11 protein-coding genes are annotated in these 16166 nt (G+C 42.5%); 3 read left to right on the forward strand and 8 right to left on the reverse strand.

Annotated elements, in window-relative coordinates:
* Nucleotides 1–30: 30 nt before the first annotated feature.
* From H8S90_RS05410 to H8S90_RS05420, 3 genes are all read right to left on the reverse strand, one after another.
* The gene (locus tag H8S90_RS05410) at nt 31–483 is read right to left on the reverse strand and encodes a carboxymuconolactone decarboxylase family protein (RefSeq protein WP_187341564.1); all 453 of its coding nucleotides are present in this window, start codon (nt 481–483) and stop codon (nt 31–33) included.
* Nucleotides 484–646: 163 nt separating this feature from the next.
* Nucleotides 647–1075 (reverse strand): DUF3995 domain-containing protein, encoded by a 429-nt coding sequence (locus tag H8S90_RS05415; RefSeq protein ID WP_187341565.1) that lies wholly within the window; start codon nt 1073–1075, stop codon nt 647–649.
* A 53-nt stretch (nt 1076–1128) separates the two neighbouring features.
* Complete coding sequence (locus H8S90_RS05420; protein WP_187341566.1) at nt 1129–1500, reverse strand: hypothetical protein; 372 nt, start codon at nt 1498–1500, stop codon at nt 1129–1131.
* A 389-nt stretch (nt 1501–1889) separates the two neighbouring features.
* On the opposite strand from H8S90_RS05420, the gene H8S90_RS05425 reads away from it, so the two are divergent.
* Entirely contained in the window at nt 1890–3053 is a 1164-nt protein-coding gene (locus tag H8S90_RS05425; RefSeq protein ID WP_187341567.1) for a BamA/TamA family outer membrane protein, read from the forward strand.
* A gap of 102 nt (nt 3054–3155) precedes the next feature.
* Here H8S90_RS05425 and H8S90_RS05430 read toward each other — a convergent pair whose 3' ends face one another.
* The 5 genes from H8S90_RS05430 to H8S90_RS05450 all read right to left on the reverse strand — a co-directional run bounded on the left by H8S90_RS05430 (nt 3156) and on the right by H8S90_RS05450 (nt 13858).
* Nucleotides 3156–4250 carry an acyltransferase gene (locus H8S90_RS05430; protein ID WP_187341568.1) on the reverse strand — a complete coding sequence of 365 codons (1095 nt, stop codon included), beginning with the start codon at nt 4248–4250 and terminating at the stop codon, nt 3156–3158.
* A 132-nt stretch (nt 4251–4382) separates the two neighbouring features.
* Nucleotides 4383–5681, reverse strand: a complete 1299-nt coding sequence (locus tag H8S90_RS05435; RefSeq protein ID WP_187341569.1) for a BNR-4 repeat-containing protein — start codon at nt 5679–5681, stop codon at nt 4383–4385.
* Nucleotides 5682–5780: 99 nt separating this feature from the next.
* The gene (locus H8S90_RS05440; RefSeq protein WP_187341570.1) at nt 5781–7601 is read right to left on the reverse strand and encodes a RagB/SusD family nutrient uptake outer membrane protein; all 1821 of its coding nucleotides are present in this window, start codon (nt 7599–7601) and stop codon (nt 5781–5783) included.
* A 167-nt stretch (nt 7602–7768) separates the two neighbouring features.
* Complete coding sequence (locus H8S90_RS05445) at nt 7769–10828, reverse strand: SusC/RagA family TonB-linked outer membrane protein (protein WP_222852246.1); 3060 nt, start codon at nt 10826–10828, stop codon at nt 7769–7771.
* Between the two features lie 651 nt (nt 10829–11479).
* A complete protein-coding gene (locus H8S90_RS05450) occupies nt 11480–13858 on the reverse strand; it encodes an ABC transporter permease (RefSeq protein WP_187341572.1) in 2379 nt (792 codons plus the stop codon).
* Nucleotides 13859–14163: 305 nt separating this feature from the next.
* On the opposite strand from H8S90_RS05450, the gene H8S90_RS05455 reads away from it, so the two are divergent.
* Both H8S90_RS05455 and H8S90_RS05460 read left to right on the forward strand, forming a co-directional pair.
* The gene (locus H8S90_RS05455; protein ID WP_187341573.1) at nt 14164–15168 is read left to right on the forward strand and encodes a hypothetical protein; all 1005 of its coding nucleotides are present in this window, start codon (nt 14164–14166) and stop codon (nt 15166–15168) included.
* Between the two features lie 146 nt (nt 15169–15314).
* Nucleotides 15315–16163, forward strand: coding sequence for a methylated-DNA--[protein]-cysteine S-methyltransferase (locus H8S90_RS05460; RefSeq protein ID WP_187341574.1), 849 nt, complete (start codon nt 15315–15317; stop codon nt 16161–16163).
* Nucleotides 16164–16166: the final 3 nt, after the last annotated feature.

The raw sequence follows: 16166 nt of genomic DNA on the forward strand, positions 1-16166 counted from the left end.
ATGTAGTTAATTCAAAGGGTTCATATATACTTAACCAAACTGCCCTACTTGATAGTTTCCGGGAATACTGGGGAAAGCAATATTCATCCGATTCCATGTATTTATCGTAGTAACTGCCAAGGTCAAGTCGATCAGTTCCTCTTCAGAAAAATTGGCTCTCGCTTGTAGATATTCTTCTTCTGGTGCTTTGCAAGCCGTTACCGCCTCGGCCCAGGCCAGTGCGGCTCGTTCCCGATCGCTATAATACGGTGTTTCCCGCCATGCGCTCAATCCATACAAACGCTGCTCTGTCTCTTCCATAGCTCGTAGCTCTTTTGAGTGCATATCCAAGCAGTAAGCGCATTGGTTAATCTGCGACACCCTAAAATACACCAGCTCCAGTAATTTTCTGTCAATTGCGGATTTTTTTAAGTAAACACCTATTCCGAAAATTGCTTTTAATGCATTTTGCCCTTTTTCTTGCACATTGATTCTTTGTTCCATAATATTAATATTTTTTAAGTGTTAAAACCTATTGACAAACAAGTTTTTCAAATTGGACAAAAAAATATTATTTTATTACGATCTATGGTGCCATTGTACCGATTCGTTAATCAGGGCAATTTAAGCGGCAGGATCTTTCAGATTACAGCGATCGTTTAGGTTGCTAAAGCAGCACAAACAGATGGGAGAAAGCCAATAATAGGCATAACGGAGAATACAACTTTGTATCACGCTTACCGAAGGAAGTGCGATAATGGCTCCGACGTTTAGTAAATCCGATATACCTAAAATCACCCATGGCCCGTAAAGCAAAAATGAAAGCTATACTTGCCATTAAAAAGCGTATATATTCCTTAGCCAACTCCTCAGGATATATCCAGCCTGCATATACTAAATTTACAGCGGCAAATCCCAATAAACCAATAGCCACCATCAATGTGTTCACCGCATTTGGGCGGAACAAATGGCGACCATTTACGTCAGTTGGTATCGCCACATCAAACGCCCACCTACCACCAAAAGCCCAATAAAAATGAACCGAAGCCAGCACTAAAAAAATAAACGCATTCAGAAAAGGCAGATACTGCTCCATCGTTTTTGGTATAAATGTATAGCAAATTAGTTGTTGAGCATGCTAAACGCCGATTAAAGAGCCGAAAATACCACCATATTATCCACCATTAATTTAGTAATCTGTTTTTTACCGATCATCGGACCGAAATTTGTCAACGCTTTTGGTTTAAGATAGGACACGGAGACCTGCTGTCCGGTAAGTGTTTTTGATAAACTATCAATATTTAGGTGCTGACTATGTATCTTACTAATGAAATACATACCACTTCTCCCCTGTAATTCAACAATATAGTCTCCCAAACCACCTTCATTGACCTTCCAAACCACAGATTGTACTTCTATTGAATTTTCTTTTGTAATCTCAATCGGCTTCAGCAAATAGTAAAAGAGCATAACAACGCTCAACCCAACCAATCCAGCAAATATACTTTTAAAACGATTCATAAGCTTTAGATTTTAAACACCACACCCTGTTGACTGCTAGTAATATACAAAAAACATCCGCTTTATCAAAGACAAAGCTCTTTCACTCTAATGCTAACATTTAAAACAACAGCTTGTTACGCTAAACATCAGCCAAACAAAGATCTTGTTGCTGTAGTTCATGATCAGTTCGGTCATATAATCGATATTTAGTGGAAAAGTCCCTATGAACCCAGCCTTACCTCTTCCGGATATAATTCAGTACGGACGAAAAGCCTGGCTTCGTCTGCTCAGCGTAATTTTTTACCCATATTTTCTTCTGTTTAAGGCTCCGCTTTTTGAGAATAAATGAATTTACCTATTTTTCACATCAAAAGCATAAGTAATAAGCAGATCCGATTGGGATTTTTATGAAAAAAAGTACATATACAACTGTTATCCAGCAGATTATTCGCTACGTTCTCTTTCTTCATTTTTTGATTCCTTCTACGCATGCGCAACAACTAAAAGAGAATTGGGTAAAGCGGTATGTTAATTCCATCATCAATGATACTACACATGCCGAACAAGCCACACTCACTATTTATCCCACTTTTGCAACTTCTCCGGAGACAGGCATAGAGCTTGGTGCTTCGATTATGAAACTGTTCTACGCCGAGGGAGATACCTTGAACCGTCTGAGTGAGTTACAAGCTTTTACCTTCTTCACTTTTAAAGGGCAGTACGGACTTGTTTTGGAAAATGCTATTTATGGCGATCAGGACAAATGGTTTTTTCTTGGCGAAACCAAAATCCAGCAATTTCCACTTTTATATTATGGAATCGGTCCAAACACACCTAAACACCATCCGGCATCGGTCAACTCCTTTAATATATTATTCCGCCAACGTGTACTCCGGAAGATCAGCAGAAACCTTTTTTTAGGCCCGGAGGTCGATTACCAACTGATCTCCGGCGTTCGTTTTGATCAACCATCGGAAGGAGATCCGTATCCTATTCCGGCTGGGGGAGAAGGGACGAGCAACCTCGGCATGGGTATGGCTTTGGTATATGACGATCGGCACAATGTCTTGAATGTCCGCAAAGGCCGTTTCGGTGAAGTTGCTTATTTACGCAATTTTGACGGTTTCGCCAGTGATTATAACTTTGGTACCCTGAATGTGGAGTTCCGATCCTTTCATCCCATCGGAAAAAGAGATGTGTTGGCCTGGCAGATCAAAGGTAATTTTCTACAGGGCGAAGTACCTTTTAACCAGTTGGCACAGCTCGGAGGAGACCGATTGATGCGAGGTTACTATCTAGGACGCTTTCGAGACAAACATGCCATTGCAGCGCAAGTAGAGTACCGCATCCTTCCTTTTGCTTTCAGTAAAAGGCTGGGCGCTTCAGTTTTTGCTGCTGCCGGAGCCGTCGCTCCACATTTCAATGCCTTTGAGGCTCGAAATATTAAAGGAACTGCTGGTGTTGGGCTACGTTATTTATTGTTTCCCAAGAAAGATATTTATATCCGTTTTGATATCGGTTTCACCAAAGAGGGCGCCAACTTTTATATTTTCAATGGAGAGGCTTTTTAGTTGTTGTGTATCCCTTTCCTGCCGTCCCACAGTGTATCATTGTTTAGCTCTCTAAAAATGGCCTGGCTTTTTTTAATAAACAGGAATGACAACATCGTTGATTTATTTAGAAAATCTTTCCAAAGCAGATTTCGGCTTCGCATTTAGATATTTACGGATTGGTATATCATACATCAACATGACGGTATAGGCAAGTACGAGAGAAAAAGCCGTACCAGCTATAATAATCAACGTCAGCTCCATGGTATTCACGTTATAACTGTCATAGTAATTACCGAAAACCCATATCATAGGGATGTGTGTCATATATAGCGGGTAAGAAACCCTGCCAAAGAAAACACAAAGTTTTTTGATCCTGTTCGAGCACTCAGCTCCCACGCCAAGCGCAATCAGTAGCGGAAAATAAAAGAGTACGACAAGCGCCTCCACGAACCAATTTGCGCTAAAGTAAGGCACGATGAAAGATAGCAACAATAATATCGAAAGACTCACAAAACCGAGTTTATTTTTAAAAACCCAGGAAGAGCGATGCAGCAGTAGACCCGCGGGAAAAGAGTAAGCAATGCGTGCCGCTCCGTCCCATACACTAGGACCGTCCCAGCCGCCGATCAGCGTGCCAGAGCAATAGCTCATCCAACAAAGCCAAAGCGCCGCTAAGATCGTTAATATCGTCAATGCGCGCCGACTGATTCTATAAAGTACGAGCGCGTAAAAAATATTAGCGATGTATTCAAAGAATAAAGACCAGGATGGCGTGTTCAACCCAAACAGGCCAAAGCCACGCTCCGACATTACCGGAAAAGGGATGAGCAGAACAGAACAGATAAAAATCAAGGACAGCGTTCCCGCATTGTATTCCTTATCAGCAAAGGGATCTATCCAAAGCCCTAGCAAACCCAGTACCGAACCCAACAGCACTAAGGGATGCAACCTGATGAGCCGTGCCTTAAAAAATTGCCAGATGCCTATTTTTCTTATCCGCTCATCATAAGCATAGCCGATTACGAAGCCCGATAAGCAGAAAAAAAAATCGACCGCCAGAAAGCCGTGACCTAAAAAATTCTTGCTATAATCTGGGTATACAAACTCCAGAAAATGAAAAACGACGATTGCTAGTGCGGCTACACCCCTCAAACCATCCAGCAACTCGTAATGCGGTTTGCTCTGTAAATAGGCGACTTCAACGTACTGTCCCATATTATTGGCTACCTTGGTTATGAGTACATAGTTAACCTATTTCTCACAAAAGCCATTCAGGTATTTTGGCATTTCGTTCAGCTAAATTACTTTCACTATTCCCTCAAACAAAAATTTCTGCTGTTGGTTTCCTTACTTTGATTTGGCCCATGTACGCAGCAATATGTTAGTGTCATAATCGGTATAGTGACGATAAGTGCCCTGCATCCAAAGCACCATTTCAGCTTTCCCATGCTCCCGTTTTACCAAAAAAGGCCGTACGTTATCTATTTTCGACCCACTCGTAAGGCTTTCCACACCCCAGGTTTCCGCATCATTTAATTGCCAGCGTTCCACTTCATACACTCCATTGATTTGCTTAGATAAATAAACAGTCTTCGGGTCGTTGTGATCAAGTACGACCCCACCTGAATAATGTCCTTCCAGCAATTTCTTGCCTGGCTCTAGCCGTGTAATGTAAGGTCCTGCTCTACAAAGTTCCTGATCTTGCCACCGTTCTCCATCCCAGCGAACATAATGATAACGATGATCGGTTTCATCAGGATATTGCGTATAGGCCAATACTGGGCTTCCCTCCCCATCAAGGCAAACATCCCATATCCAAGATTTCACTCCATGCTCCTTTACATCATAGACTTTATTAACCTGCTCTATAGGAACCGGATAAGCCTCCAGCGACTGCATGGCGGTACCATCTGTTTGATATAAGGAGTCCTTTTCATAATACATATGATATACCGATGAAGGGCCAATCTTCGGATGACCATCGGTAAACAGAAAATCGATCCGATTATTGCTGTTGTTCGCCACTTTCATGTACACCGCATTGTTAATTTCACGACTATCAATCAGTCGTTTTCCGGCCGACCAAGTCTCGCCCAAATCGTCACTATATGCGTAACACTGCCACCAGCCCTTATAAGTATCATTCTTAGGCATGGGGTGCTGCAATCGATAAAACATATAAATCCGGTTATTTTCTGCCGAAAGCATCACCGGATGTGAATAGCAAATACGCTTATTCTCGAAATCAAAATTCAACTCTTTTTCCTCTTCCCATGCACTGATATCCTCAGGATTTTTGCTTTTGCGCATAAAAAAACGCCCGCCGTGTTCCGTATAGAAAGTGAGCAGCTTTCCATCAGGTAAAAACAAGATAGACGGCACATTATGATCGTCTACCTGAAGTTTCTCATGTAAATTAAACACCGCTGTTTGTTCTGTTTCCTGATCCTGTGAGGCAATCATTACATCGCCAAGGCTATTGATGTAAGCAAAGAAGAGACGCTTATGTTCTCCTTCAAAATAAACTGCGCGGGGATCGGAGAACCAGCACCACGCGGCATCCCTTGCCAATACTTTATTTTCTACCGTGTTGGTATCCAAATCCTGTGATCTAAGTTGATGAATGTGGGATACTACAGCAAACATGCAGCAACATATAAATTTGTTTTTAAGTGATTTCATCAATGTATCTTGCTTTTTTATCGATTAATGATTTAGTTTAGTTAACTTTCGCCATAACGACATTTATTCTTCAATCGTTTCTTCGATTGATTCTAGCGGCGGAACGTTTCGCTCATAGCCGGCATAGCCCTTATTCTGGTTAATAACCCCCTGTGTATTTCCATTAATGGTGCTTGCCGGTACCGGCCATAGCACGTGATAGGGACTCATTCTAAACTCATTGCCATAATTTGTTCTCACGCCCTTATTATAGAAGTCCGTTTTCTCCATAATCCGGTCGTAGAAAAAGTTGTTATCCGAAAAATTGGATAAACTATAGGTTTTTCCATTATAGGCCGGTATGCCCGTCTGCGCGAAGATGTAAGCCATACGGGTGAGCTCTGTTTTTCTCGGTTCTTCATAAAAGAGTTCCCTATTACGCTCGTCGAGGATATATCCGATATTGATCATCTCCGGACCCACCGGATCGGCATTCGCTCTTTCCCGCACTTTGTTAATATCTTCTGCCGCCTTCAACACATCTCCTTTCCAAGTATATGCCTCTGCCCTCAACAAATGGGTCTCTGCCAACCTGAACACATACCAATCGGTGTAACCTCCCCGTGCCGGTTCATAAGTAAAATCAGGTATATAGGTTTTGTAGTGTGGCCACTGAAACCAGGCCCTAATCGTATCTGTTACAAGTAGTCGCCCATCGTCACTGTATTTCTGCAGCGGCTCGCCATAATAAGCATCTTGATTATCCTGATTGTTATAAAACAGATCTTCCATCCGCATCCAGTTGCCGGGGGCATGGCGATAATCATCACCACTATCATTCCAGATCATATGCGTACTATACCAGGTACCACGTCCTTGGGCCACCCCTCGACCATAAGCACTCGACTGATCGATTTCAATACCCGCACGATCTAAAGTGCCCTTATTACCCGAAGGAGTAACAATATTATTGTGCCATTGTGGCACCAGTGCATACATTAACTGGCTTGCGGTAGAGGTATTCCCCTGTTCATTCAGCCGGTCGATCGTAAGCAATATTCCTTCCCTATTTTCCGGTAACGCCTTATTTTCGGCTCTATGCAAATCCCAGGTCACATTTTTATCTGCCCGCCCTGCATCAATGCCAAAACGGGAGGTCATCAATGCATGAACGCCACCATCGATAACATTGGTTGCCGATTGAATGGCATCATCAAACAGTCCCAGCGAAAGGTTTATCTTGGTGAGCAAATGGCTCACGGCCCCCCTATTTACCGCCCCTTTATCCACATTCACTGGCACCCATTGTTCAGCGAACTCCAAATCTTCTTTCATCCTCCGGAGAATAACCTCTCGTTTAGTTGAATAAAAATCCAGCCGTGGGGTTTCTACTAAACTCAAAATCAGCGGCACATCACCAAATTGATGGCATAAGCCATAATAGCGGTACGCCCGATGAAAAAAGGCTGTTCCCAGCAATGCGTTCCGTTCCTCCTCCGAAGTATATTCCGGTTCATCTATTTTTGAAATCACCGTATTGGCATTTTTGATTGTTCGATAGCTTTCGTCCCAATACCATCCTATCCGGTTGTAGCTGCCATCATTCAGTTGCGCGTCTGGCGTAATGGATAAGTTCATATTCTGCGCAGGTGATGCTGCATCTGTTTTGCCAAAAACCATTACTTCAGAAAAAATAAGTTCTGAAATTAAGGGTGCATTAGTGGTCAGGTATTCTTCACGCATAATTTCTTCGCAGCTCACCAGCACATTTCTCAGTGCTTCAGGGCTTTCAAAAGTATTTTCTGTAGAATAAAATGATAGCGGGTTAGGTTCCAGATAGCTCTTGTTGCATCCTGTAAAACCTAAATACAGAACAACTATGATCAATACTATTATCTTTTTCATTCGAATAGATTATTAATATTTTATTTGTTTTTTTGGTGTCAATGAGCTCGCTTATGCTCAGTTAGTTTAAAAGGCAATGAAGTGGGCATAAGCTGTTCTATTGATTTCTTTTTGTGAATGATGGCTCATGCGGGTTTCTTCGCAAATAACTATGTAGTTTATCCTTTTTATAAGGTTAAATTAATCCCCAACATGACGGTTCTCGGTGTAGGTCCGTTATTTTCCGGATCCCACAAAAACATATCCGGGGCATAAAATCCGGCATTCCGAACACTGAGCACCACCTTCAGCGCCTGTAGTCCCGTTCTATTCAATAGGCTGTTTGGTACACTGTAAGAAGCCGCAATATTATCCAACCTGATAAAAGATTTCCGCCGGTAGATATCGTAATCGGCGCTTCCGCTGCTGGATGACAAACGAGCAAAATCATTTATCGGGTTATCCGGTGTCCAATAAGGAAGGATATAAGCATTGGTTCGATCCATATAACCGTTGCCAATATTCTTTGCTTCATTAAATGTTGCCCGCTGACCCCAATTCGAGTACATCATGAACGAGAAGTTAATTCGCTTAAAAAAGGTAAATTCATTCCGAAGCGTCCATCTAAACCGCGGTGTGGTATAACCCTGAAACTGGCGATCTGCATCCGTATAATTTCCATCCTGGTTAACATCCTCCAGTTTGAAGTCGCCCGGTTCAACACCATAGCGACCAGCTTCCTCACGCTCATGCTCCTGGTAAACACCTAGAACGTTAAGATCCCATATCTCATCTATATCCCGCCCGATAAACCATCTATTTGTAATATCGTCCAATTCTCTTTGGCCGATTACCTGTCCATTTTCATCTAAAACATCTGCCATATCGCCGTATAAATGAACAATCTTGTTTCTGTTCAGTGAAAAATTGACGGACGTATTCCAAGAAAAATTCTCCCTGGTCATATTCAGTGTATTCAGTGTTATTTCGAAGCCTTTGTTATTCACCTCTCCGAGGTTAGTCATCACCGATGTAAAACCCGTAATAGGCGGAAGAGCCCGTTCTACGAGCAAATCTGTAGTAGACATATTATAAGCCTCAATACTTCCACTAATCCTATCGTTCCAAAGCGAAAAATCCAGTCCCAGATTATACGCTGCTGTTTTTTCCCATTGCAAGTCTTTATTACTCATGTTCGTTATTTCAAGCGAAGGTATTCGCTTCACGGTTCCATCAGAGCCAACATGTAGGTAATCTCCTGCGGTTAGTCTTGCCAATGCCGCATAACGCCCGATGTCGCGGTTCCCATTAACACCATATGAAAGCCGCAATTTTCCATAATTAAACCATCTGGAAGAGAAAAAGTCTTCATCAGTAAACACCCAACCCAAAGCAGCAGCGGGAAAAGTCGCACGGGGATTTGCCTGCCCGAACGCAGAGTAACCATCCCTACGCAGCGACAACGTGAGCATATAACGATCTTTCAATGAGTAAAAAATTCTACCCATTAATGCATCGCCTGTGCTATACTGATCATCACTGCTCACGATCGGATTAGTCCCTCCACCAATATTATGATAGCCCAACTGATCAGAAGGATTAAAATTGTTATTATCGATAACATTTCTCCAACTTCTAAATTTCTCTGCATTGATCAGCATAGTCACATCAAACTGATGGATATCATCAATAGTTTTATTCCATTTGAAGATGTTATCCAATTGCCAGGTAAACTCATCACTTTGTGTACGTGTGGCCATTCCACCTTGTAAGCCCCAATTAGGGTGGTTGGACGACTGATGATTCAAATACTTATACCATTCGAACCGGGGCGTAAAATTCACCTGATAATTAATTCCGAAAGGTAACGACACCTTTGCAAAAATAATGGAAGTGAGGTTGGTATATTTTTGTAGTCTATTTGTATAGGCTGGATTTAAAAAAGGATTTGCAGTCACTGCCGGATCATCCTGCGGGCTTAACCTTAAGGTTACCCCATCATCCATAAATTCAGACCCCCAGGGCGAAACGTTCACCATCTGCGTCCAAGCTACCGGAACCTGACTTTCATCTCTATCACTGAACTGTGCATTCATGCCGATGCTTAGAAAATCCGTTACACGTCCCTCTAAATTGAGTCGGCTTCGCAATACTGAAAACTTATCGCCCACGATAATTCCTTCATTATTCTGATAGCCCAGCGACCAGAAATAAGTGAGTTCCTTTTTTGAATTCGAGATATTCACCGTATAGTCTTGCCGGCGTCCATTTTGAAATACCCTATCATACCAATCAATAGACTTTACCTGTTTGTAATTATCAATTTCCACCTGCTTCATATTTAATCGCTGTAACCAAATATCAATTGGATCGCCGCTTGAATTATCATAGGCAAACCATTGGTCGAGAGAAATATCAGACGGAAGTTGTCTCGGATCCGAAAACTGGTAGGGCTGGTGATTCTCATTGATGCTTTTCATAACATTTTCCCGATGGGAAAGATATCCATCTGCAGCATAAATCGGTTGATTGACCGACATGGAGGCGATGCCATAGTTCGCATCTAAATTGATTACTGTTTTACCCTCTTTGCCTCTTTTTGTGGTGATCATGATCACACCATTGGCAGCTTTCGCACCGAAAACTGCCGCAGAACTGGCGTCCTTTAGGATATCAAATGTTTCAATATCGTTCGGGTTAATATCACTCAGTGAACCGTAGTATATCACACCATCCAGCACAATCAGAGGAGTTCCTCCTGCGGTTAAGCTTTTTCTCCCGCGTACCTGCAAGGAGCCCTCATTCTTTGCAGAGGCGCTGTAGCCAACATTTAAACCCGCGGCATTTGCCCGTAGCAATTCCTGAACGGATGTAGGGTTCTCATTTTCCAACTTCTCAGCATTGATCTGCGACACCGCTCCCGTTAGATCCTTCTTCCGTTGCGTACCGTAACCGATAACTACAACTTCATCTAATGAATTTTCTGCATAATCGAGTACCACCTGCAACCCCTTTGCAGATCCCGTTACAATTTCCTTCTCCTCGTAGCCTACCATTCTGAACAACAGGGTGGCAGAACCGGAAACCCCTGCCTGCACATTAAAATTGCCTTTCTCGTCCGTTTGCGTTGCCGTGCCGGTACCTTTCACGACTACGGTTACACCGTTGATTGGTTGTTTTTCTGCGTTACTAACCATTCCCGTTACCTGTAACATCTGTGCATGCACATTACTTATAAAAGCAAACATGAACAGGCACGGGAATAAACAAAGCCTATCTAGGTTTTTATTGAATATATCCATACGCATAAAAAATTAACTTATTTAAAAAAACGCCTAAACGTGTACGTTAACGTTATTTGTCTAAAATGTGCAAGATTAGGTTATCAAAAATCTAAACTTTACTCTTAAAAAATTAGTTTACTGGTGTTAGGCTCTAATATGGCTATTCGTTAGGTCATTCAGCTGCTGCAAAACGTTTGAATATATGCGTATTTACACCATATAACGAGCTTCACTCCATTGGAAACTCCATAATTTCGTATGTCCGCGCTTCAGATTTAATTATTGGTTTATAATTTCGGTAACGCTACCGCTAAATACGTAAATAAAATCTTTACTTCCAATTTTTTTTATTATTTCCAGCCTAAAAACACTATAAAGCGTTATATATCAACCCTATAAAAACAGCGTTTAGCAGTAATACTAGATACTCCCGGGGTAAATAATACTTGGAGTATAGCCTTGGATATTATACCATAAGTCTATAATAAGTTATATTTACTCAAGGCCTTGAGTAAATTATTAGCCATGTTCGAGCGATATTATTTACAAAACTCACAATTGAACCCAGCCGCTGTTTATGCTGGTTGTGATGAGCTACAGACAGGTAGTAAAAATCTACTCATCACGCAAGGCGTCCGTGGGATTAATCCGTGCGGCCCTCCATGTTTGAAGGCTCACGGTTATGAGCGTTAGCGCGCACACCCCAAGGGCAGGGAAGGCAAATACCGATAGAGAGAAAGCCGCACGATATTCATAAGCGTTCAGCCAAATCCCCGTGAGGTATACCGACAGCGGCAGTGCTAATAAGATCGCCAACAGTATAAATTTCAGAAAATCGCGTGATAACAGCATCCATACATGTACAATTGTGGCACCCAACACCTTCCGAACGCCAATTTCCTTTGTGCGTTGCTCAGCTACAAAAACTGCCAACCCGAACACACCCATACAGCTAATCAACAACGCAAGAGCGGCAAAGCAAGAGGCTATACGCCCCACTCTTTCTTCCATAGCAAATTTCTTGGCATACTCCTCATCAACAAAGCGATATTGTATAGGTACGCCTGGTGCATGCCTCTTGAATACCGCCGCCAATTTCGCTATGGCTTCCGCCGGAGCAAGTTCAGGGTTCAGACGGACCGTAATGTTATTGACCATATCATAAGATAAGAGATATACGGCCGGCATGACTTGCTTAAAAGGAGAGCCCGTTACTACATCCTCAATCACGCCCACTACCCGATAAGGGATATCGTTAAACACCACTCGCTCGTTAATCGGGTTTTCCAATTGCATAAAACGCGCAGCGGTCTCATTAAGAATCATCGCAGCAGAGTCAGTTGCAAAATCCCTGGAAAAATCTCTCCCACGGCTAACATGCCACCCCACGGTATTGCCAAAATCGTGGGTCACGTACGAAACATTAAATTCCGGATCTACATTGGGGTCTTTATCTTTCCAGTCGAAGCCAATCAATGTTGCTTCAAAGCGGGTCATGCTATTGGATGCTTCAGCCGTATTCAGGACTGCACCGGTGCTAATCATTTCATTACGGAGAAGATCGTATTTATTATATAACGCATCAGTCTTTTTTGGAATATCTACCAAGCCTTTCGTGTTGTAACCAACGGGTCTGTTTTTAGCATATTGGACCTGTTTATATACCACTAACGTGCCCACAATGAGTACAATAGAAACGGTAAACTGCGCCACGACTAAAACTTTTCTCGGTTTAACAGCTCCTGCTCCAGCCATGAAAATCCCCTTCAAAGATTTTATGGGATTAAAAGAAGAAAGGTAAAGTGCAGGGTAGGTACCTGCAATGATTCCTGTAATACCTACAAAAAGTGCCATGGCTAACCAAAAGTATCCATCAGCATAAGGAAATTGAATAGATTTTTCAGTAAACAGGTTAAACCAAGGCAAGGTAATCAACACAAAGAGCAGCGCAAAGAAAGAAGCGATAACAACCGTCAGTATGGACTCCGAAAAGAAGAAAACAGCCAGCTGTTTATAGCTAGAACCGATCGTTTTCCGTATACCCACCTCTTTTGCCCTTTTTTGTGCCCTAGCGGTACTCAAATTCATAAAGTTGATACATGCCAATAAGAGTACAAAACCTCCAATGACCGTAAAAAGGTGAACATAATAAATGTTTCCACCTGTATTATGTCCATTGATAAACTCGCCATAGAGATGCCACTTATCCATAGGGTGTGCAAACACCCGGGGTTGATCATTCCGATTAGGTTTACCCTCCAGTAAACCCTCAATTTTCTGATTTACTGCCAAGAGATCGGCCCCTTCTTTTAGCTTGGCATAGAGACGGAAAGAATTATCATTCCAATGCGTATAACTGCTTTGAATCCAGGGTTGCTGGGCCAATAAGGAAGACCAAGGCTGTATGAAATCAAGGCCGGAAAAGCTTGTGTTCCCTTCAAAATCCTCAAACACCCCTATGACGTTAACCATGTGCTTGTTGTTGAGCGTCAACACCTGGTTTATTACGTTATCCTCTTTGAAGAAAATGTCGGCCACCCGTTGGCTTATCAAAATGGCGTCCGCCCTATCAAACCCCTCGATACTTCCTTCCACCATTTTTGGTGAAAGTATACCTAAAAGGCCTGGCTCGGCCACAGAACCCTCCAAGTTGATCACCTCTTCTTCGTGAGCAACTACCGTAACAGCTGGCCTTGCTAGGGCAACATAATCAAAGCTTTCACCGTATTTTTCGCGCAGCTCCCCCGCTGCCGGTATAGGCATAACATCTTCTGTGGCTATGGTTCCGTATGCTTTGTTATTCCAGTGGTGCATCAAGCGCACCACCCTATCGTGATCTTTGATACTACGATCAAAGCTTATTTCGTCCTTAAGCCAAAGGCCGATAAAAATAATAGTAACCATTCCAACGAACAAACCTATTAGATTTATGGCAGTATACGTTTTATTTCGATACAGGTTTCTACAAGCGATAAGCAGGAAATTTCTTAGCATAAGAATACAATTGAGATCACTTTGGAGTTAGGTGGCAACAAAGATGCCAACATACATAAGCTACACAAAACCAGCACTATAAAGACAAACCACATAAAAGATCGTGCGATTCCGAACATCTGTTGTTCATTATTGAACATGGTGGTTATGCCGGAACCATCCTTTTATTTCCCGCGATAGGTCCTGCTTTTGGTAATTCATCCTATGTAACTTATTTTTAGTGTAAGCTAAACACCTATTCGTGTAAAATTCTTCATTTCTTAATAAATAATTTGTTTATTTATGGGCCATAAACAAACGTTATTTTGATAAACAGAAGCGATTTTAAAGATAATACAAGCATCATGGATGCTTTAGCGACCGTCAGTACTGAATCACTACTACTGATTAAGTCGAGGCAGCTCCATTATTCTTCAGCAAGAAGCCCAATCGCTCTGCAACAGGAAGAGATCGCTGATCTTATCGATGTAGGAGCACCTTACTATGCTCTCAAGGACGTTTATCTATTGTCAGGAAATACCGTGGCGGCCAATATTTCACCTGAGCAATCCATGAGCGATGAACAGGCGTCTATTGCCACATCAGAGGCATGCAGGCATCTCACCATCCTTGGTTCTGTTGCGTGCGCAATGGTGAACCCCATAAAATCGAAACATTATTATTTAGTCCACAACATAACCTTTACGGGTACTGCCAACAAAAAATGGCAGCTGCATCAGCAATTTAAGTTATTTGCTGAATGCATCTCTTTTGAAGGAAACCTTGCCAAAATCAAGGCTTGTATGGTCGACGAAACCAACGAGCTCATCTGTAACGTAGATGTTGGTTTTCAGGTAACCTCGGAAGTAACCTTTAACAAACGGTTTGCGCAAGCCAAGAAGTACTATTTACTCCCTAACGCGAACCCATATTCCATGAAAAATAAGCTGCTCAAGCTGCGCTTATCAGCAGTAGGGGCAACGGCTTCTTTAGGTGAAATTAAAGAACAGTATTGCGGCGGGCATTTCCCTCGTCATCCCGCACTGCCAGCACCGATATTGCTCGGTGCACTACTTGATTTATGTGCCGAATTTACACAGTACGCGACAAAAGACAGTGACGCCAAACTGCTGATTGAAGAGCTTACCTTAAAGGCTGATGGTCTTGGGTTTGCAGGTGATACCATTAACTTAGCAGTAAAACAAGAAGCCTATTCCAATAAAAGCTTTAAACTGCGTTGCTCGGCCTATAGTCATACTAAGGGAACCCTTGCCAATGTTACCGCCATTGTGCAGGCAGTAAGGCCATCCACATCATCAGAAAAAGCATGATGATCTTATAACATATCCTGCAGTTAGTCCACCGGTAGAAGAGTCCCCAATCCATTTGCAATAGTTATCTTTACCTAAATTCCGCATATTTCGGATTTTATGGCTAAAATCATCTTCGGACATTTGTATTAATAAATACAAAAGATATGAACACGCAAGAAAACATAAACTATCAACGCATAGCGGAAGCGATAGCTTACATTCAAAACAACTTCAAACAGCAACCCAGTTTAGATGAAGTTGCCGAGCAGGTACACTTGAGTCCGGCACATTTTCAACGTCTGTTCACCGAATGGGCCGGCACCAGTCCGAAAAAGTTTTTGCAATACATCAATGTCGAACATGCTAAAAAAGTTCTTCGGGAAGACCAGGCCACCCTGTTCGATGTAGCGTTCGAAACCGGCCTTTCCAGCACCAGTCGGCTACATGACCTGTTCGTTAACATCGAAGGCATGACCCCTGCCGAGTACAAAAATGGCGGCCAGCGCCTTTCTATCAATTACAGTTTTGCGGAAAGTCCTTTTGGCAGTTTGATTGTGGCTTCTACAGCAAAAGGCGTCTGTTATATGGCTTTTGAAGACGATGACGAGCAAGCCTTGCAAAAGCTTAAACACAAATTTCCTAACGCAAGCTTTCAGCAAAAATTAGATCTTATCCAACAGCATGCGCTCTTCATTTTTCAGAACGACTGGCAAAAGTTGCCTACGATCAAGCTCCACCTTAAAGGCACAGATTTCCAGCTCAAAGTGTGGGAAAGTCTGCTGAAAATTCCGATGGGTAAACTCGCTACCTATGGCAGTATTGCCCAACGCATCGGTAAACCCAGTGCTTCCAGAGCTGTAGGCAGCGCTATCGGGAGCAACCCTGTAGCCTTTCTCATCCCCTGTCACCGGGTGATCCAATCGACGGGCACCTTTGGTGGATACATGTGGGGCAGTACACGAAAAACAGCCATCATCGGTTGGGAAGGAGCAAAAGTAAATATCGAACGTTAAAAC

It is taken from the genome of Olivibacter sp. SDN3, from assembly GCF_014334135.1.
Lineage (GTDB): Bacteria > Bacteroidota > Bacteroidia > Sphingobacteriales > Sphingobacteriaceae > Olivibacter.

What these genes read in the sequence shown, in the direction of transcription:
- H8S90_RS05430 (WP_187341568.1), bottom strand. Translation starts at nt 4,250, where the DNA reads ATGGGACAGTACGTTGAAGTCGCCTATTTACAGAGCAAACCGCATTAC.
- H8S90_RS05425 (WP_187341567.1), top strand. Translation starts at nt 1,890, where the DNA reads ATGAAAAAAAGTACATATACAACTGTTATCCAGCAGATTATTCGCTAC.
- H8S90_RS05445 (WP_222852246.1), bottom strand. Translation starts at nt 10,828, where the DNA reads ATGTTTGCTTTTATAAGTAATGTGCATGCACAGATGTTACAGGTAACG.
- H8S90_RS05450 (WP_187341572.1), bottom strand. Translation starts at nt 13,858, where the DNA reads ATGCTAAGAAATTTCCTGCTTATCGCTTGTAGAAACCTGTATCGAAAT.
- H8S90_RS05435 (WP_187341569.1), bottom strand. Translation starts at nt 5,681, where the DNA reads ATGTTTGCTGTAGTATCCCACATTCATCAACTTAGATCACAGGATTTG.
- H8S90_RS05440 (WP_187341570.1), bottom strand. Translation starts at nt 7,601, where the DNA reads ATGAAAAAGATAATAGTATTGATCATAGTTGTTCTGTATTTAGGTTTT.
- H8S90_RS05415 (WP_187341565.1), bottom strand. Translation starts at nt 1,075, where the DNA reads ATGGAGCAGTATCTGCCTTTTCTGAATGCGTTTATTTTTTTAGTGCTG.
- H8S90_RS05460 (WP_187341574.1), top strand. Translation starts at nt 15,315, where the DNA reads ATGAACACGCAAGAAAACATAAACTATCAACGCATAGCGGAAGCGATA.
- H8S90_RS05420 (WP_187341566.1), bottom strand. Translation starts at nt 1,500, where the DNA reads ATGAATCGTTTTAAAAGTATATTTGCTGGATTGGTTGGGTTGAGCGTT.
- H8S90_RS05410 (WP_187341564.1), bottom strand. Translation starts at nt 483, where the DNA reads ATGGAACAAAGAATCAATGTGCAAGAAAAAGGGCAAAATGCATTAAAA.